Raw genomic sequence first — 17,031 nt, 5'->3', positions numbered from 1 at the left:
GTTGTGCCCTCCCCCGTCCCGCTTGGGCGCGGGGGGTGCTCCCCGGCGCCCCCTATCACCCCCCCCCCCCCCCCCCCCCGGGGGGGGGGGGGGCCCCCGGGGGGGGGGGGGGGGCCCCCCCCCCACTCGAAGTCCCGCGGGAACCGGGGCCTTTCGTTTGGATCAGGCTGCACCAGACCTCGCGAGCCCGGCATGATCCAAACGAGAGGCCCTAGACCAGTTCCGGCGCCTTCTCGACCGGTCCGGCCTCCGGGTCCGCGTCCTGTGCGCCCCCTTCGACGTGCTGCGCGGGCCGCCCCGGCAGCGCGAACATCAGCAGGAAGATCACGGCGAGCACGCCGACGACGTACCACAGCGAGTTGCTGAACGCGTCGGTGAACGCCTGCCCGACCTCGGTCGGCGCGAGGTGGTCGCCGATCGTCCCGAAGAACACCACGGAGACGAGGCCGAGCCCGAGCGCCGTACCCATCTGCTGCGTGGTGTTGATCAGCCCGGACGCCGAACCGGCGTGCTCGCGCGGCACGTCGGAGAGCACCGCATCGGTCAGCGGGGCGACGATGAGGCCCATGCCGACGCCCATCACGACGAGCGGCAGCGCCATCTGCCAGGACGTGATCCCGGCGCCGTACCGCCCGGCCTCCCAGATGTAGATCAGCAGTCCGGCGATCATCGCCAGCGCGCCGGTCTGGAGCACCTTGCGCCCGAACCTCGGCACGAGCTTCTGCACGGAGATCCCGGCCGCCGCCGACACGGCGATGGAGAACGGCACCCCGGTCAGGCCCGCGTGCAGCGCCGTCCACCCGAGGCCCACCTGCATGTACATCGTCCACACCAGGAAGAACACGCCGAGCGCGACACCGAAGACGACCTGCACGGCGATACCGGCCGCGAAGCTCTTCACCTTGAACAGCGACAGCTCGACCAGCGGCGAACCGTCGCGCCGCGTCTTGTACTTCTCGTACGCGACGAGCGCGCCGAAGACGAGGACGCTGGAGCCCATCACGACGTGACCCCACACGGGCCAGCCCAGCTCACGGCCACGCGTCAGCGGGTAGATCAGCATGAGCAGTCCGAGCGTGACCAGCACGACGCCGACGAGGTCGAGCTTGAGGGCGCGGGGCGCCTTGGACTCGCTGATGAACCTGCGGCCGAGGAGCAGTCCGGCGATGCCGACCGGCAGGTTGATCAGGAAGATCGGGCGCCATTCGAGACCGAACAGGTTCCACTCGGTGAGCAGCGCGCCGAGCAGCGGGCCCGAGACCGCGCCCAGGCCGACGATCATGCCGAAGAGGCCGAAGACCTTGCCGCGCTCCTCCGCAGGGAACGTGGCGTGCACGATCGACAGGACCTGCGGCACCATCATCGCGGCCATGCCGCCCTGGAGGATGCGCGAGGCGACCAGCATCTCGGGGTTCGCGGCGAAGCCGCAGAGCGCCGAGGCGAGCGTGAAGCCGGCGATCCCAAACAGGAAGAGCCGCTTGCGGCCGTAGATGTCGCCGAGCCGCCCGCCGGTGATCAGGCCCGCGGCGAACGCCAGCGCGTATCCGGCGGTGATCCACTGGATCTGGCTCACGGTGGCGCCCGCGTCGCGCTGGATGGACGGGATCGCGATGTTGACGATCGTGACGTCGACCAGGTCCATGAAGGCGGCGGTCATCACGATGGCCAGGGCGAACCAGCGTCGCCTGTCGGGGGTGGTCACGGGTGAAGTCATACGAGGAGACTAGGAGGCATGTAGGTCACACCGTGTCCTACATGGCGCGCACCCTGGCATCTCCCGATAACGAATGCGCCGCGAAAGCCACAAGCGAGGGCGCCGCGAGCGGGACGGACACGATAACGGGACGCGAACGAGAGGGGACGCACCATGACCACCGACACTCCGGCCCGGCTGCTCCAACTGCTCTCCCTGCTCCAGACTCCGCGCGAATGGCCCGGCGGCGAGCTCGCCGCGCGCCTGAGCGTCTCGCGGCGCACGGTGCGCCGGGACGTGGACCGGCTGCGTGATCTCGGCTATCCCGTGCAGGCGTCGATGGGTGCGGAGGGCGGCTACCGCCTGGTCGCGGGCAAGGCGCTGCCCCCGCTGGTCCTGGACGACGAGGAGGCCGTGGCGATCGCGGTCGGTCTGCGGGCCGGGGCGGGGCACGCCGTCGAGGGCGTGGAGGAGGCGTCCGTACGGGCCCTCGCCAAGCTGGAGCAGGTGCTGCCCTCGCGCCTGCGGCACCGGGTCTCCACGCTCCAGGCCGCCACGATGCCACTGACCGGCGGGGACGGCGCGTCCATCGCGACGGAGACGCTCACGGTCCTCGCGTCGGCGACGGCGGGGCAGGAGCGGCTGCGGTTCCGCTACCGCTCGGGCGACGGCACGGAGTCACGCCGTCTGACGGAGCCGTACCGGATGGTGTCGACGGGGCGGCGCTGGTACCTGGTGGCGTACGACATCGACCGGGACGACTGGCGCACCTTCCGCGTGGACCGGGTCGAGGAGCCGTTCGCCACGGGTGCGCGGTTCGCTCCGCGGGAACTGCCGACGGGGGACGCGGCGGAGTATCTGCGACGGTCCATGTCGGGGCGCGGCCGGCCCTCGTACGACATCGACGTGACGTTCGAAGCGCCGGCGGACTTCGTGGTGGCACGGCTGCCCTCGGCGCTGGGCGCGCCCGAGGCGCAGCCCGACGGGAACTGCCGGCTGCGCGCGACGGCGACCGACTCGGTGGAGTGGCTGGCGCTGCGGCTCGCACTGGTGGACTGCGAGTTCACGGTGCACGGGCCGGATGAACTGGCGGACTATCTAAGAGAGTTGAGCAGCCGTCTCGCCCGCGCCACGGACGGGCCGGTGGCATCCCGCCCGTCCGGCGCTTGAGGACAAATGGCGCGGGGGTCCGGGGGCAGCGCCCCCGGAACCTCACGCGGCGGCATCGAACCCGGTGTCCCGAGCCAGCTTCTTCAGCTCGAGAAGAGCGTGCTTCTCGATCTGCCGGATCCGCTCGCGGGTCAGCCCGTGCTCCTTGCCGACCTCCGTGAGCGTGCGCTCACGGCCGTCGTCGATCCCGTACCGCATCTTGATGATGGACGCCGTGCGCTGGTCGAGATGTCCGATGAGGTCGTCCAGCTCCTCGCTGCGCAGCAGCGTGAGGACGGACTGCTCGGGCGACACGGCGGACGTGTCCTCCAGGAGGTCGCCGAACTGGGTCTCGCCCTCGTCGTCCACCGGCATGTTCAGTGAGACCGGGTCGCGGGCCCAGTCCAGGACGTCGACGACGCGCGCGGGCTTGGATTCGAGCTCGGCGGCGATCTCCTCGGGCTCGGGGTCCCGCCCGTTCTTCCGGTTGAACTCGCGCTGCACGCGCCGGATGCGGCCCAGTTCCTCCACCAGGTGGACGGGGAGCCGGATCGTGCGCGACTGGTCGGCTATCGAGCGCGTGATGGCCTGCCGGATCCACCACGTCGCGTACGTGGAGAACTTGAAGCCCTTGCGGTAGTCGAACTTCTCGACCGCGCGCACCAGGCCCGCGTTCCCCTCCTGGATGAGGTCGAGGAGCGGGAGACCGCTCCTCGGGTAGCGGCGCGCTACGGCCACGACCAGGCGCAAATTGGACTTGATGAAGACGTCCTTGGCCCGCTCACCCGCGGCGACGAGCGCTTCGAGCTCCTCGCGGGACGCCTTGCCCGCGGCTTCGCTCTCCGCCTCGCCGTCGAGAATCTGCCGGGCGTACACGCCCGCCTCGATGGTCTGGGAAAGTTCGACTTCCTTGGCAGCGTCCAGCAGCGGTGTACGCGCGATCTCGTCGAGGTACATGCCGACCAGGTCGCGGTCGGCGATCTCGCCGCCTACGGCGCGAACACTGCGTGCGCCGTCGGTCTCGCCGGAGACGGCGGACTTACGACGGGCGACGGCACGGGTTGCCATGCGTGCTCCCTTGCGATGGTGGGCGGGGGCCTGCGGTGGACAGGTCCTGTGGTCCTGTGGTGCCAGGCACACCCTCCCGGGTGCCCTGCATCCGATGGAAACAACGACTGGAATCCGGACAGAATTCCCAAGCCGACCATCGATTTTCGTGATCATGCAGTACCCTGTGCCGCCACCGGCCGGATACGGGAAGGTCCACAGCGTGACGGAGTCCACAGAAGTGCTGGTCAGGCCCGGCGGCGAAACGGATCTCGACGCTCTCACCGACCTCTACAACCACTATGTGCGTGAGACGCCGATCACCTTTGACACGGCCGTCTTCACCCCGCAGGAGCGCCGCCCTTGGCTGCTCTCCCACATTGAAGACGGCCGGCACCGGCTGCTGGTTGCCCAGGAGCGCGATTCCGGCCGCATCCTCGGCTACGCGACCTCGGGCCCCTTCCGCGCGAAGGCGGCGTACGACACCTCGGTGGAGGTCAGCGTCTACTGTGCGCCCGACGCGGGCGGCCGCGGCATCGGCACCCTGCTCTACGACGCGCTCTTCGAGGCGCTCGCGGGCGAGGACGTCCACCGCGCGTACGCGGGCATCACCCAGCCGAACGAGGCCTCGGGCCGCCTGCACACCCGATTCGGCTTCACCTACGTCGGCACCTACCGCGAGGTCGGCCGCAAGTTCGACCGCTACTGGGACGTGGCCTGGTACGAACGCCCGCTCGGCACCGGCGCCGGCACCTAGCCGAACTGCACCGACCGCTTCGCCAGCCCCATCCAGAACCCGTCGATCACGCTCCGCTGCGCGTCCAGCTCACCGGCCTGCTCCGCCGCCCCCATCGCCACGAACAGCGGTGCGAAGTGTTCGGTCCGAGGGTGCGCCAGCGCACCCGCCGGGGACTTGTGGGTGAAGTCGAGCAGGCCGTCCACGTCGCCGCTCTCCAGGGCGCGGTGCCCCCAGTCGTCGAACTCCGCCGACCAGGCCGGGATCCCGCCCTGGCGCAGCGCGGCGAGGTTGTGCGTGAAGAAGCCCGAGCCGACAATCAGGACCCCCTCGTCACGCAGCGGCGCGAGCTTGCGGCCGATGTCCATCAGCTTCTGCGGGTCGAGCGTCGGCATGGAGATCTGCAGGACCGGGATGTCGGCTCCGGGGTACATCTCGACGAGCGGGACGTACGCGCCGTGGTCGAGGCCGCGGTCCGGGATGTCCTGGACCGGGGTGCCGGGCCCACGCAGCAACTTCCGTACCGAATCGGCCAGTTCGGGTGCTCCGGGGGCCTCGTACCGCACCTGGTAGTAGTGCTCGGGGAAGCCCCAGAAGTCGTACACGAGCGGCACGGCCTCGGTGGCGCCGAGGGCGAGCGGGGCCTCCTCCCAGTGCGCGGAGACCATCAGGATCGCCCTGGGGCGCGGCAGTTCGGCCGACCACGCGGCGAGCTGACCGGTCCACAGGTCGTCGTCGGCGAGCGGTGGCGCGCCGTGGCTGAGATAGAGGGCGGGCATACGCATGACGACACTCCCGGAATTACTTGAAGTCTCAAGCTGTACTGACAGAGTAGTACCCGATTGTTTAATCTTCAAGAAGGAGGTACGTACAGTGGAACCCATGACGACGGCACCCACCCAAGCCCCTCGCTGGCTCACGGACGAGGAACAGCGCACCTGGCAGGCGTACCTCCATGCGACCACGCTGCTGGAGGACCACCTCGACCGCCAACTCCAGCGGGACGCGGGCATGCCGCACATCTACTACGGGCTGCTCGTCCAGCTCTCCGAGGCGCCGCGCCGGCGCCTGCGCATGACCGAGCTGGCCATGAACGCGAAGATCACCCGCTCCCGCCTCTCCCACGCCGTCGCACGCCTGGAGAAGAACGGCTGGGTGCGCCGCGAGGACTGCCCCTCCGACAAGCGCGGTCAGCTGGCGTGCCTCACGGACGAGGGGTACGAGGTCCTGACGCGGACGGCGCCGGGTCATGTCACCGCCGTCCGGCAGGCGCTCTTCGACCGGCTCTCCCCGGAACAGGAGAAGTCCCTCGGCGAGATCATGAGGATCGTCGCCGAGGGACTTCAGCCGAAGGAGGCGGGGGCGGATCTCCCCTGGCTCCGGTAGCGCCCCGAGTCTTCTACGGGGTCAGTGCGCGATCACCGGGATCTGCACCTCGTCCTGAGCGTCCTCCGTGGAGCCGGAGGCCTTCGGGGCGGCGCTGCCCGGGACACCCGTGTTGATGAGGGTGAGGGCGATCGTCGCCGCCGCGGCCAGGATGCCGACGGCCCACCAGATGGCGTGGGTGTAGCCGTTCACCATGGCCTGCGCCTGGAGGAGCTTGGGGTTGGTGGCGCCGGCCGCGTGCGCGGCGACATAGGCGGTGGTCGCCGACGCGGCGATCGTGTTCAGCAGGGCCGTACCGATCGCGCCGCCGACCTGCTGCGAGGTGTTGACCATCGCGGAGGCGACACCGGCGTCACGCGGCTCGACACCGTGCGTGGCCAGGGACATGGCGGGCATGAACGCCGTACCCATGCCGAGGCCGAGCAGCAGCTGCGCCGGCAGGATCAGGAACGGGTACGAGGAGTCGATCTCCAGCTGCGTCAGGAGCAGCATGCCGAGCGCCGCGACCAGGAAGCCGGGGCCCATGAGCAGCCGCGGGGGGACCCGCGTCATCAGCCGGGCGCCGATCTGCGTGGAGCCCGTGATCATGCCGACGATCATCGGCAGGAACGCGAAGCCGGTGGTCACCGGCGAGTAGCCGCGGACGACCTGGAGGTAGTACGTCAGGAAGAGGAACAGGCCGAACATCGAGATGACGGCGAGACCGAGCGACATGTAGACGCCGCCGCGGTTGCGGTCGAGCAGGACGCGCAGCGGCAGCAGCGGCGAGCGGACCTTGGACTCGGTGAGGACGAACCCGAGCAGCAGCACGGCGGAGGCCACGAACAGGCCGACCGTCATGGCGTCGGACCAGCCGTTGGACTCGGCGCGCGTGAAGCCGTACACCAGGGAGACCAGACCGAGGGTCGACAGGACGACGCCCGGGATGTCGAGCGACGAACGGTTACGGGAACCGGCCGGCTCACGGATGACGAAGTAGGCACCCGCGGCCGCGATGATCGCGAACGGGATGTTCACGAAGAACGTCCAGCGCCAGTCCAGGTACTCGGTGAGGAAGCCGCCGAGGATCAGGCCGACGGCGCCACCGCCACCGGCGATCGCACCGTAGATGCCGAACGCCTTGGCGCGCTCCTTGGCGTCGGTGAACATCACCGCGAGCAGGGAGAGCGCGGCGGGCGCGAGCAGCGCGCCGAACACGCCCTGCAGGGCGCGGGCGCCGAGCATCATGGCCTCGCCCTGGGCCGCTCCGCCGAGCGCGGACGCGAAGGCGAAGCCGAGCAGGCCGGTGACGAAGGTCCGCTTACGGCCCCACATGTCGGCGATGCGGCCGCCGAACAGGAGCAGTCCGCCGAAGGCGAGCGCGTAGGCCGTGATGACCCACTGCTTGTTTCCGTCGGAGATGCCGAGGTCCTGCTGGGCCCACGGCAGGGCGATGTTCACGATGGTCGCGTCGAGCACGACCATCAGCTGGGCGAGCGCGATGAAGACGAGCGCCTTCCAGCGCATGGGGTCTGCCCTGGGCAGATCTATTTTCGGCAAGGGGGTAGCCACGACGGCACTCCAAGTCTCGAATAAGCGTGAAATATCGGGTGTTACAGAAGCTGCTGAGGATGCTTGTGGGCTCCGCCGACGAGCCGGCGACGGCGGTGCGCGGGGTGGATCAGGCCTGCCGGAGGTCCTCCAGAGTCGCGGGCGCACCCGGAAGCTCCGAGCGGGCCGGTGCCATCAGGCCGTCGAGGAACAGCTGCAGATGACGGTGGACGAAGCGGTCGATGTCCAGGCAGGCGATGCCGGGCAGGGGCCTGGTGAGCTGGGAGAGGGCGACCATCAGATCTCCGACGGCGATGTCGGTGCGCAGCTGCCCGGCCGCGCGGGCCCGCTCCATGAGGCCCTCGGTGCCGGCCTCGAGCCGGTCGCGGGCGGCCAGCAGATCGGGATGGTCCTTGTCGAAGCCGGCCGTGAGCATCGGGCACAGGGCGCCGATCCGCTCGTCGGCGGCCGCGTGCACGAACGTGCGCAGGGCACCGAAGGAGGCGTCCGGGTCGGCGTCCGCGACGGCGAGCGCCCGTTCGGCGTGTTCGGTGACGCTGTCCATGACGGAGAGGACGACGTGCCGGAGCAGTTCCGCGCGGTCCGCGAAGTGCCGGTAGACCGTGGCGTTGCCGACGCCCGCGCGGCGGGCGATCTCGTCCATCGGCACCTCGGCCCCGAACTCGACGACCATCTCGCGAGCGGCAGCGACGATGCGCTCCCGGTTGCGCAGGGCGTCGGCACGCGGCTTGGGCACGCGCTTCCCCGTCGCGGGTGCGGTGGTGGTGGCTGCGGCGCTCACGATTCTGGCTCCTTCCGGCGGACGTTGCGGTCATTCTCCGTTGCCTGCTCGTTCCGGGGAGTCAGTCCCCGTTTCGTGCGGACGTAGGGCTAAACGGGGAAGGTGTCCCCGGTTATTTCCCGGCATTCGTGTGACCTGAGCCACACCTGCGAGAAACCCACGATCGGCGCACCCAGCGAGCGGCCCGGCACACCCCGTCACAGGGTGATCGAAGGACGCAGCCCGTTCCCGGAGCTGCCGGGGACCGAGGGCGAGGCGATCTCATTGCGGCACCGCATACGCAGGGCCCGGCGCAGTGCGGGGCTCGCGGGGCTCACCGCGGTGGCCCTCGCCGTCACCACCTCTGCGAGTACGGGCCGCTTCATGGAACAGTCCCCGTCCCCGTCCGGCTCGGGCTCCACGTCCCTGTCCCGGCCGGCCGCGCTGAACCCCTGCATGATCCAGGGCGCACTGGGCGTACAGATGTCGGAGGGCGTGCCCACACAGTCGGGTTACGCCCGCTCCACGGGCACCGTCCACGCCCTGAACCTCATGGTCGACTTCCCCGACGCCCACGGCCAGGGCACCGCGCTCGACCGCCTCGGCGAGTTCTTCCCGCAGACCCAGGCCTGGTTCCGCACCGCGTCGTACGGGAAGCTCGACTACCGTCCGGAGGCGCCGATCAGGCACTGGCTGCGCATGCCGAAGACATTCGCCGCGTACGGGATAGAACGGGGCGCACCCTTCGACCCCGGCTACCGCGACCTCATCGACGACATCGTGGCCACGGCCGACCCGGACGTGGACTTCCGCGACTACGACCTGATCAACATCCTGGTCACCCCGAACGCCGGCCCCTCGGCCCTGGACACGGTTCTGTCCGTGACGTTCGCCGGCAACCACGATGCGCCGGTCGCCGACGGCATACCGGTCGCCAACGTGTCGTTCGTCTACAGCCGCCAGGACGACGGCTCGGGCTCGTACGCCGAGACGGGCTACCGCGTACTTCCCCACGAGAACGGCCACACCTTCGGCCTGCCCGACCTCTACACCCAGGACGGCGGCGGCGCCGTCGGCCACTGGGACATCATGAGCGAGGACTGGGGGGCCGACAACGACCTCCTCGGCTGGCACAAGTGGAAGCTCGGCTGGCTCGGGGACAACCAGATCAGCTGCGCGTCGGCGCACGGCACGAGCGAGCACGTCCTCTCCCCGCTCGGCCGCCGGGGCGGCCTGAAGCTCACCTTCGTCCCGCTCACCGCCAAGACCGGGTTCGCGATCGAGGTCCGCACGCGCGACGGCAACGACGAGGCCGTGTGCCGGCCCGGCGTCCTCATCTACCGGGTCGACGCCGGAGTCGACACCGGCGACGGCCCGATCGCCGTCGAGGACGCCACCAAGGACAGCGGCGGCTGCACCCGCAGCCCGAACGTCCACGCGGAACTCTCCGACGCCGCCTTCACCCCCGGCGAGACCTTCAAGGACCCCAAGACAGGGGTGAAGATCAAGGTCGCGGGGGCGGATACGAAGGGGGACTACCGGGTGGTGGTCACGCGGAAGTGACCTGGCCTAGGCGGAGGCAGCCGGGGTACCCGGCGCCGGGCGGACGGCCTCCCCCACCGGCCCGCGCAGCTCCCGCTTCAGGAGCTTGCCCGTGGCGTTGCGCGGGAGCGGGGCGTCCCGCAGGAGCACGTGCGCCGGGACCTTGAACACCGCGAGCGACTTGGCGACGTGCGCCCTGACCGCGTCGGCGCCCAGCTCCGACCCGGGCCGCACCTGCACGACCGCGGCGACCTCCTCGCCGAGCACGGGGTGCGGCACGCCGAGCACCGCCGCGTCGAGGACGTCCGGATGGTCGTGCAGGACAGCCTCCACCTCCACGCAGTACACGTTCTCGCCACCCCGGATCACCATGTCCTTGATCCGGTCGACCACGCTGACCCGGCCGTCCCGCAGCGTCGCCAGATCCCCGGTCCTGAACCAGCCGCCCGGCGCGAACGCCGCGGCCGTCGCCGCCTCGTCGCGCCAGTAACCGCGGATCACCGACTGCCCGCGCAGCCACAGCTCCCCCACCTCGCCGTCGGCGACAGCCTCACCGCCGGGCCCCGCGACCCGCACCTCCACGGCGGGCGCGGGCCTGCCCACGCTCTCCGGGTGGGCCCGGTACTCCGCACCGAAGTTGGCGGTGACCCCGCCGAGCGTCTCGGTGAGCCCGTATCCGTTACGGGGCTCCACGCGCTCCCCGAACCGGGCGGTGAGCCGGGCCACCAGGTCGGGCGGCGCGGCGGCGCCCCCGGTGTTGAACATGGCGAGCGTCGGCATCTCGTCGCCCGCGGCCTCGGCTGCTTCGAGCAGTTGCAGCGCGGTCGCGGGCACACCGCCGTAGTTGGTGATCCCGTGCTCCCGGATCGCCTGGAGCGCCTTGGCCGCGTCCCACTTGCGCAGCAGGACGAGCGTGCCGCCCGCCGCCATCGCCGCATAGAACCCGGTGAACGCGGCGACATGGAAGAAGGGGAAGGTGAGCAGGGCGACGGGAGTGGGCCCCTGCCCGGGAATCTGCCCACGCCGCAGAGCCGAAAGCGCCGCGAAATAACGGGGGTTGGCGATGGCACCGACATGCGCACGGTGCGTGGCGACGGCCCCCTTGGGCCGCCCGGTGGTCCCGGAGGTGTAGATGATGGTGGCGTCGTCGTCGGGCTGTACGTCGACGTCGGGCGGCCCGAGCGCGGGATCGGCGGCGGGCAGGTCCTCGTACCGCTCGACGCGGTCGCCGGGGAGGTCGCCGTCGTGATGGAAGACAAGGGTCCAAGGCCGCCGCCCCTCCCCCTCCCTCCCCTCCAGCCACGGCTGGACGCGCTCCAGCCGCTCGCCGTCGACGAGGAGCACGCCCGGCTCGCAGTCGTCGAGGGCGTAAGTGAACTCGCCGGCGGTCCACCAGGCGTTCAGCGGAACGGCGACCAGGCCCGCCAACTGGGCGGCCCAGAAGGCGATCTGCCACTCGGGGTGGTTGCGCATGGCGACCACGGCACGGTCGCCGGGCCGCAGCCCGTACACGTCCACGAACCGGCGGGCGAGCGCGGACGCCTCGGCGAAGAACTCCCCGTAGGTGAGCCGCCCGCTCCCGGCGATCAGGAAGGGCGTGTCCCCGTAGGCCCAGGTCGTCTCGACGAACTCACGCAGGGTCCGCGGCCCGTCGGCGTACTCGGGCCCACCCCTCTCGCTGCGCACGACGGCGAAGGGTGCACCGGGTGAGGTGAGCAGGTCGACAGCGGGGTCGGCGGGTTGCGGCTCCATGGACAAGGCCCCTTCCAACTGGCCGGACACGATCTACAGGCGTTCACGATCCACAGGCGTTACGGACGCTACGTCCCCGGTGACGCGCGCCACAGGGGGATCCCGAGATTTCCGCGAGACCTCCTGCGTCGACCACCTCGACACGCCCCGGAACCGGCCTCGGCGCGGACCGCGAAACACAAGCAAGCCCCGACGGTCGCATCCGCTACGCTGTCAGTGGTCGCACGCCTTCGTAGCTCAGGGGATAGAGCACCGCTCTCCTAAAGCGGGTGTCGCAGGTTCGAATCCTGCCGGGGGCACTGACAGGTTCGTGCAGGTCACGGGCCAGATCGCGAAGCTGCCCCCCGAGGTCACCTCGGGGGGCAGTACGCATTTTGTACATGTGACTTCAGCTAGCCAGCGATCACGAGCGGCGCTTTCAGCTTGGCAAGAGCGGCGGCTCGGCCGATGTCGAGGGCATCGGCCACCTCGTCGAGGCGGTCCGGCCATAGATGCCCGTAGACGTCGAGCGTCATCGCTGCTGACTTGTGGCCCAGCATGGTCTGAACGACCTTCACGTCGGCGCCGGCCGCGATGGCGAGCGAGGCGGCCGTGTGCCGCAGCTTGTGCGGCGTCACGCCAAGGTCGCCGAGTCCGGCCGCCTGTACGGCCCTGTCGAAGTCGCGGCGCCGGAAGTTCGGGTACCGCATCGGTCCACCCTCCGGCGCCGTGAACACCAGCTCGTCACGATGCCGCCCAGCAACGAGCGGGCGAAGCTCCTCGGCGAAAGACCGAGGCAGGGGCACTGACCGCTTCTCGTGATTCTTCACGGGCCCGAGTTCGAGGTGCCCGTCGATGTCGGAGTACGCCTGCAGGATCCGTATGCGGCGGTCGTCCAGCTGCGTGCGGCCTACCTTGATGGCGATGGCCTCACCCCACCGGATCCCGGTGTACCCGAGGGTTCTCACGAACGTCTGATAGCGGCCCGCCTTCTCGGCGAGCGTCTCCAGTTGCTCGTGAGTCAGGTAGACGTGGTCGTCCTCGTCATCACTTCGCGGCAAGTCGTGGTCGTGTGCCGGGCTGGCAGAGATCCGGTGTGTCTTGACCGCGTGCTTCATGACACTGCTCAGCACGTAGTACGTCTTTGCGATACGGGACGAGCTGAGCATCCGGCCGGCCTTGCCAGGCGTGCTGCACAGCTCGTTAACCCACTCGGATACGTCCGCCCACTGGATGGAACCCACCTGCCAGTCGCCCCATTTGGGGATCACGTACAGGTCGAGCAGTTCCCGGTAGTCGTCCTTCGTGCGGCGCCCCTGCTTCCGCAGCGACGTGTGCCACTCGTCGGCGACCAGGCGCACCGCGGCCTTCGCCGACTGAGGGTCGCGGTACGACCCCTTGTCCAGCTTTTGCAGCAAGGCCTGCTGCTCCGCCTCGGCCTGCGGCACTGTGCGGAACGTCTTCGCCTTCGGCTTCCCATCGGGGCCGTACCACCGCACCCGCCACCGGCCCGGTAGCTGCCTCTTGCTGCCTTCCTTCTTTGCCGCCTGCCACTTCTCCACAGCCTGTTGGTAGTCGGCGTGGTTGGCGCGGTCCTCAATCCATACCCTCGCCATCAGGCTCACCTCCGGTCTCGGCCTCGTGGGCAGCGCGGCGCCCGGCCGGGTTGGTGATCTGGAACTTGCGGAGCCCTCGAGGGAGGTTCAGGCGGAACTCGACGATCACGGACCCGTCGTCGCCCTCGGGGATGCGGAGTGGCATGTCCTTGCGGAACCAGTCCCATGCCTTGATGGCCGGCACCTGGCCGCCACCTGTGAGCTCAATGTCCCCCTCGATTGTCGGCGGCAATAGCAGCATCGCCGGGTTCACGTCCAGGGCGACCGCGAAAGCCACTAGGTCGCCCACGTCGACACGCCGCTCGGCGCGCTCCACCTTTGCGATAGCCGAGGCAGCGATGGGTCGAGCGGCGTCTTTGAGCCTCCGGGAAAGGTCGTAGGTCGAGAGCCCTCGCAGCTCTCGAAGTCGCCGCACGTTAGCTGCCACGGCCTTTCCGGTCGGGTCGCTGATCTGAGTCTTGGCCCTCGCCTGTTCCGTCATGGCGAGGAGCTTACGACTCGGGTGAATCTTCATGAGCCTCACTCTCTCTGCTACTGTCCCTCATGTGGGCCGAATGTAGCTTCATTCGAGTCGCAAAACAACTCATGCGAGGTGGGAAGTGACTGACGAACTCCTGACGCCGAAGCAGGTGCAAGCGCAGTACGGCTTCAGTCCGCAGACGCTCGCGAACTGGCGATGGATGAGCCAGGGGCCGGCGTACATCAAGCAGACCCCCGGGAGGGGCGGGCGCATCAAGTACCGGCGCAGCGCCATCGAGGCATGGCTGCAGGCACAGACAGTGCAGGTCGGAGGCAACGCGGCATGACCGAACGCACAGAGACCCGCCAGGGGCTAACTGGCGGGTCTCCGGAAGACCACACGGCGGGCGGGTCTGAGACCAGCCTGCCACACGGGGCCGATTACGCGCACCAGGCGGGACTGTTCCCGGTCGACCCCTGCAAGCCGACCGCCCGACCCCTCGTCCTCGTCACTCGCGGACGCATCGAGTTCCTCGCCCACTGTCCCACCTGCAGTGACTGGCACCGACACACGCACTTCGGCAAGGTCACCGGCCCCTGCGGGGCCGAGTACAACCTTGAGCCCCGACGAGCGAAGGGGGCAGCATGAGCGACTGGCAGAACGCCCTCGACAACGCCCTGCAGGCTGCTGAGCGGCACGAGTTCGGCGTCATCCCGCTATCCCTCACCAAGCTCCCCGCCATCCGCTCCCCGCATGACAAGGGGCATCGCTGCAAAGGCGAGTGCGGGCAGTTGGGGCACGGCATCCATGACGCGTCCAACGATCCCGTCCGCATCCGCGCCATGTTCGAGGCCGCGCGACACGCGACCGGCTACGGAATCGGCTGCGGCCGGCCTCCGCACTTCCTGATCGGCCTCGACCTCGACCAGAAGAACGACGTCGACGGCGTGTGGGAGCTGCGCAAGCTGTGCGCGCGTAAGGGCATCGCGGTGCCGCGCACGGTCATCATCCGCACTCCTGGCGGCTATCACGCCTGGTGGACCGGACCGGACGACGTGAAGGTGCCCAACCGGGCCGGCCAACTCGCCCCCGGCGTCGATGTGCGCGGGTCGGGCGGCTACCTCGTCGGCCCCGGCTCCCGCGGCGCCAAGGGTCTGTACACGCTCGCCTCCGACCCGGACGACGTCACCGTGCATCCCATCCCCGAGCACCTGCTGCAGCTGATGACGGCCGACAAGGAGCGTCCGCGCCGCGAGCGCTCCTCGGCCTCGAACGCACGGCTGATCGGTGGGGGCCGCGCCCTCGTCGGCCTGGTGCGCCATGTCCTCGACGCAGCGGAAGGGCAGCGGAACAACCGCCTGTTCTGGGCCGCGTGCAAGGCATTCGAGCACACCGCGGCCGGCCAACTCGACGCCGATGCAGCCGAGGACGCCCTCATGCGGGCCGCAGTCGCGGTGGGCCTGCCTGACAAGGAAGCCGAGGCGACGCTCAAGTCCGCCCGCGGCGAAGTGCTAGGAGCCGCATAGTGAGCGAGGACGAGAAGACCAGCACGGACCGCGCCCGCGAGATCGTCGAGGACGCAGGCGTCGAAGTCGAGAAGGGCCGCGGCCCCTCACAGGCATCGCAACTCGCCGCCCTCGCCCGCGAGCGCTACGACCTGTTCATGTCCGAGGACGGACGGCCCTACGGCGTCAAAAAGGGCGGCGCCAACACCGTCTACGCACTGCGCGGAAAGGCAGGGCTTCGGTCCCACCTGGCTCGCATGTACACCGACGCCAACGGCGGATCCGTGCCCTCCCAGTCGGCACTCGCAGACGCGATGACCGTCCTCGAAGGCGTGGCCGCAGACGCCGAGCCGCAGCAGCTGCACATCAGGGTCGCGCGCCACGAAGACCGGATCATCGTCGACCTGGCGACGCCCGAAGGACGCTGCGTCTCTATCGGCCCGGACGGATGGCGGCGCGAAGCCTCCGCACCGGTCCTGTTCCGCCGCTCCGGCGCCATGAAGCCGCTGCCGGAACCCATCAGCGATGGCGACGGCCTGGCCAAGCTGCGAGACCTGCTGAACACCGACGAGGAAGGCTTCCAGCTTCTCGTCGCATGGCTGATCGCCTGCTTCATCCCCGACCTGCCGCACCCCATCCTCACGTTCCGCGGCGAACAGGGCACCGGCAAGTCCTACGCAGCGAAGATGGTCATCGGCATCGTCGACCCGTCCGGCGCACCAAAGCGGACAGCACCGCGCGACATCAAGGCGTGGGCCACCCAGGCGTTCAACTCATGGGCCCTGTGCCTCGACAACGTCTCCATCATCGCGGACTGGCTGTCCGACGCCCTGTGTCGTGCGGTCACGGGGGACGGCATCGTCGACCGTGCGCTGTACACCGATGACGACGTCGTGGTGCTGGAGTTCCGCCGCGTGCTCGCCATGACCACCATCGACGCCGGCGCCCTCGCGGGCGACCTCGCCGAACGCCTGGTGACCATCGAACTGCACACCATTCCGGACGCCAAACGGCGCGAGGAGAGCGAGATGGACGAGGCCTACGCGGACGCCCACGCGTCCATCCTGGCCTCGCTGTTCGACCTGCTCGCCAAGGTGCTCGAGGTGCTGCCCGACGTGGTCCTGACGGAGCGCCCCCGCATGGCTGACTTCGCGCGCATCCTCGCTGCGGTCGACCAGGTGCAGGGCTGGAAGACCATCGAGAGCTACAAGGCCAGCGCCCGCGATGCCGTGGCCGACGTCCTCGACGGCGAGCCGTTCGCCCAGGCCGTCGTCGCGATGGTCGACAGGGCCGGGGTCGAGGGGCTGGAACTTACGACGCAGCAGATCCTCGACCAGGTAGCCACCCCGGACAAGCTGCCGAAGAAATGGCCCAAGGACTCCACCCGAGCAGGCGGACAGCTCAAGCGGCTCGCCCCCGCCCTGCGCACCATCGGGATCGAGGTGGACGACTCCATGCGCGGGCCCGCGCCAAAGCGTCAGCGGCTGTACAAGCTGACGGCAACAGCAGAGAGAAGGTCCGCCACAGCGTCCACAGCGTCCACCCAGGACGAAAAAGGGCCCGTGACCAGCGGAAACGGGGTGGACGCTGGCATGGACGCTGCAGCGTCCACCCCCACCCCCTGCATGGACGCTGTGGACGCTGGCATGGACGCTGGGCTATTCGCAGCGTCCACCCCCAACACCAGCTCTGACCAGCAGCTTTCCGGAGCGGTGGACGCTATGGACGCTATGGACGCTGAGCTGCACCACCTCTCTGATTCGCGCCCCCAGACTCCCTGCGAACGGTGCAGCCGGCCGCAGTGGAACGCCCTCGGATCACCCCTCTGCGGCCTCTGCCGCGATGCCGCTTAGGA

The 17,031-nt window shown here is 69.6% G+C and carries 15 protein-coding genes and 1 tRNA gene; 8 read left to right on the top strand and 8 right to left on the bottom strand.

Annotated elements, in window-relative coordinates; translation table 11 throughout:
* Nucleotides 1–211 precede the first annotated feature (211 nt).
* On the bottom strand, nucleotides 212–1,714 hold the full coding sequence (locus ACWFR4_RS26345; protein ID WP_453460527.1) for an MFS transporter: 1,503 nt from the start codon (nucleotides 1,712–1,714) through the stop codon (nucleotides 212–214).
* A gap of 153 nt (nucleotides 1,715–1,867) precedes the next feature.
* Between ACWFR4_RS26345 and ACWFR4_RS26340 the strand changes: the two genes are divergently transcribed.
* On the top strand, nucleotides 1,868–2,863 hold the full coding sequence (locus ACWFR4_RS26340; RefSeq protein WP_453460524.1) for a helix-turn-helix transcriptional regulator: 996 nt from the start codon (nucleotides 1,868–1,870) through the stop codon (nucleotides 2,861–2,863).
* A gap of 42 nt (nucleotides 2,864–2,905) precedes the next feature.
* Here the strand turns inward: ACWFR4_RS26340 and ACWFR4_RS26335 are convergent, their stop codons facing one another.
* The gene (locus tag ACWFR4_RS26335; RefSeq protein ID WP_453654852.1) at nucleotides 2,906–3,910 is read right to left on the bottom strand and encodes a sigma-70 family RNA polymerase sigma factor; all 1,005 of its coding nucleotides are present in this window, start codon (nucleotides 3,908–3,910) and stop codon (nucleotides 2,906–2,908) included.
* A gap of 154 nt (nucleotides 3,911–4,064) precedes the next feature.
* Between ACWFR4_RS26335 and ACWFR4_RS26330 the strand changes: the two genes are divergently transcribed.
* A complete protein-coding gene (locus ACWFR4_RS26330; RefSeq protein ID WP_453654850.1) occupies nucleotides 4,065–4,646 on the top strand; it encodes an N-acetyltransferase family protein in 582 nt (193 codons plus the stop codon).
* Here ACWFR4_RS26330 and ACWFR4_RS26325 read toward each other — a convergent pair.
* Nucleotides 4,643–5,410: a dioxygenase family protein gene (locus ACWFR4_RS26325; RefSeq protein ID WP_453460515.1), complete on the bottom strand. Its 768-nt coding sequence runs from the start codon at nucleotides 5,408–5,410 to the stop codon at nucleotides 4,643–4,645. The two genes, ACWFR4_RS26330 and ACWFR4_RS26325, sit on opposite strands and share 4 nt — an antisense overlap.
* Before the next feature lie 97 nt (nucleotides 5,411–5,507).
* Here ACWFR4_RS26325 and ACWFR4_RS26320 point away from each other — a divergent pair, with 97 nt between their 5' ends.
* On the top strand, nucleotides 5,508–6,011 hold the full coding sequence (locus ACWFR4_RS26320; RefSeq protein ID WP_453654848.1) for a MarR family winged helix-turn-helix transcriptional regulator: 504 nt from the start codon (nucleotides 5,508–5,510) through the stop codon (nucleotides 6,009–6,011).
* A 21-nt stretch (nucleotides 6,012–6,032) separates the two neighbouring features.
* Here ACWFR4_RS26320 and ACWFR4_RS26315 read toward each other — a convergent pair whose 3' ends face one another.
* Both ACWFR4_RS26315 and ACWFR4_RS26310 read right to left on the bottom strand, forming a co-directional pair.
* Entirely contained in the window at nucleotides 6,033–7,517 is a 1,485-nt protein-coding gene (locus tag ACWFR4_RS26315) for an MFS transporter (RefSeq protein WP_453460536.1), read from the bottom strand.
* Nucleotides 7,518–7,671: 154 nt separating this feature from the next.
* Nucleotides 7,672–8,343 carry a TetR/AcrR family transcriptional regulator gene (locus ACWFR4_RS26310; protein ID WP_453460509.1) on the bottom strand — a complete coding sequence of 224 codons (672 nt, stop codon included), beginning with the start codon at nucleotides 8,341–8,343 and terminating at the stop codon, nucleotides 7,672–7,674.
* A 264-nt stretch (nucleotides 8,344–8,607) separates the two neighbouring features.
* On the opposite strand from ACWFR4_RS26310, the gene ACWFR4_RS26305 reads away from it, so the two are divergent.
* Nucleotides 8,608–9,885 carry a M6 family metalloprotease domain-containing protein gene (locus ACWFR4_RS26305; protein ID WP_453460533.1) on the top strand — a complete coding sequence of 426 codons (1,278 nt, stop codon included), beginning with the start codon at nucleotides 8,608–8,610 and terminating at the stop codon, nucleotides 9,883–9,885.
* Between the two features lie 6 nt (nucleotides 9,886–9,891).
* Here the strand turns inward: ACWFR4_RS26305 and ACWFR4_RS26300 are convergent, their stop codons facing one another.
* Nucleotides 9,892–11,616 carry a class I adenylate-forming enzyme family protein gene (locus tag ACWFR4_RS26300; protein ID WP_453460506.1) on the bottom strand — a complete coding sequence of 575 codons (1,725 nt, stop codon included), beginning with the start codon at nucleotides 11,614–11,616 and terminating at the stop codon, nucleotides 9,892–9,894.
* Nucleotides 11,617–11,842: 226 nt separating this feature from the next.
* Here ACWFR4_RS26300 and ACWFR4_RS26295 point away from each other — a divergent pair.
* Nucleotides 11,843–11,915, top strand: a tRNA-Arg gene (locus ACWFR4_RS26295).
* Nucleotides 11,916–12,008: 93 nt separating this feature from the next.
* On the opposite strand, the gene ACWFR4_RS26290 is transcribed toward ACWFR4_RS26295, so the two are convergent.
* Together ACWFR4_RS26290 and ACWFR4_RS26285 are read right to left on the bottom strand one after the other, a co-directional pair.
* Complete coding sequence (locus ACWFR4_RS26290; RefSeq protein WP_453654846.1) at nucleotides 12,009–13,211, bottom strand: tyrosine-type recombinase/integrase; 1,203 nt, start codon at nucleotides 13,209–13,211, stop codon at nucleotides 12,009–12,011.
* A complete protein-coding gene (locus ACWFR4_RS26285) occupies nucleotides 13,192–13,725 on the bottom strand; it encodes a helix-turn-helix domain-containing protein (RefSeq protein WP_453654845.1) in 534 nt (177 codons plus the stop codon). Before ACWFR4_RS26285 ends, ACWFR4_RS26290 begins: the two co-directional genes overlap by 20 nt.
* Nucleotides 13,726–13,810: 85 nt before the next feature.
* Here ACWFR4_RS26285 and ACWFR4_RS26280 point away from each other — a divergent pair, with 85 nt between their 5' ends.
* The 3 genes from ACWFR4_RS26280 to ACWFR4_RS26270 all read left to right on the top strand — a co-directional run bounded on the left by ACWFR4_RS26280 (nucleotide 13,811) and on the right by ACWFR4_RS26270 (nucleotide 17,029).
* The gene (locus tag ACWFR4_RS26280; protein WP_453654843.1) at nucleotides 13,811–14,017 is read left to right on the top strand and encodes a helix-turn-helix transcriptional regulator; all 207 of its coding nucleotides are present in this window, start codon (nucleotides 13,811–13,813) and stop codon (nucleotides 14,015–14,017) included.
* A gap of 298 nt (nucleotides 14,018–14,315) precedes the next feature.
* Nucleotides 14,316–15,197, top strand: a complete 882-nt coding sequence (locus ACWFR4_RS26275) for a bifunctional DNA primase/polymerase (RefSeq protein WP_453654841.1) — start codon at nucleotides 14,316–14,318, stop codon at nucleotides 15,195–15,197.
* On the top strand, nucleotides 15,197–17,029 hold the full coding sequence (locus ACWFR4_RS26270) for an ATP-binding protein (RefSeq protein WP_453654839.1): 1,833 nt from the start codon (nucleotides 15,197–15,199) through the stop codon (nucleotides 17,027–17,029). Before ACWFR4_RS26275 ends, ACWFR4_RS26270 begins: the two co-directional genes overlap by 1 nt.
* The last annotated feature ends 2 nt before the right edge of the window (nucleotides 17,030–17,031 follow it).

The sequence above is a fragment of the Streptomyces sp. NPDC055140 genome, assembly GCF_053607285.1.
The sequence above is the reverse complement of the archived record's forward strand: the minus strand, read 5'-3'. Positions and strand labels throughout refer to the sequence as shown.

What these genes read in the sequence shown, in the direction of transcription:
- ACWFR4_RS26345 (WP_453460527.1), bottom strand. Translation starts at nt 1,714, where the DNA reads ATGACTTCACCCGTGACCACCCCCGACAGGCGACGCTGGTTCGCCCTG.
- ACWFR4_RS26340 (WP_453460524.1), top strand. Translation starts at nt 1,868, where the DNA reads ATGACCACCGACACTCCGGCCCGGCTGCTCCAACTGCTCTCCCTGCTC.
- ACWFR4_RS26335 (WP_453654852.1), bottom strand. Translation starts at nt 3,910, where the DNA reads ATGGCAACCCGTGCCGTCGCCCGTCGTAAGTCCGCCGTCTCCGGCGAG.
- ACWFR4_RS26330 (WP_453654850.1), top strand. Translation starts at nt 4,065, where the DNA reads ATGCAGTACCCTGTGCCGCCACCGGCCGGATACGGGAAGGTCCACAGC.
- ACWFR4_RS26325 (WP_453460515.1), bottom strand. Translation starts at nt 5,410, where the DNA reads ATGCGTATGCCCGCCCTCTATCTCAGCCACGGCGCGCCACCGCTCGCC.
- ACWFR4_RS26320 (WP_453654848.1), top strand. Translation starts at nt 5,508, where the DNA reads ATGACGACGGCACCCACCCAAGCCCCTCGCTGGCTCACGGACGAGGAA.
- ACWFR4_RS26315 (WP_453460536.1), bottom strand. Translation starts at nt 7,517, where the DNA reads ATGCGCTGGAAGGCGCTCGTCTTCATCGCGCTCGCCCAGCTGATGGTC.
- ACWFR4_RS26300 (WP_453460506.1), bottom strand. Translation starts at nt 11,616, where the DNA reads ATGGAGCCGCAACCCGCCGACCCCGCTGTCGACCTGCTCACCTCACCC.
- ACWFR4_RS26290 (WP_453654846.1), bottom strand. Translation starts at nt 13,211, where the DNA reads ATGGCGAGGGTATGGATTGAGGACCGCGCCAACCACGCCGACTACCAA.
- ACWFR4_RS26285 (WP_453654845.1), bottom strand. Translation starts at nt 13,725, where the DNA reads ATGAAGATTCACCCGAGTCGTAAGCTCCTCGCCATGACGGAACAGGCG.
- ACWFR4_RS26275 (WP_453654841.1), top strand. Translation starts at nt 14,316, where the DNA reads ATGAGCGACTGGCAGAACGCCCTCGACAACGCCCTGCAGGCTGCTGAG.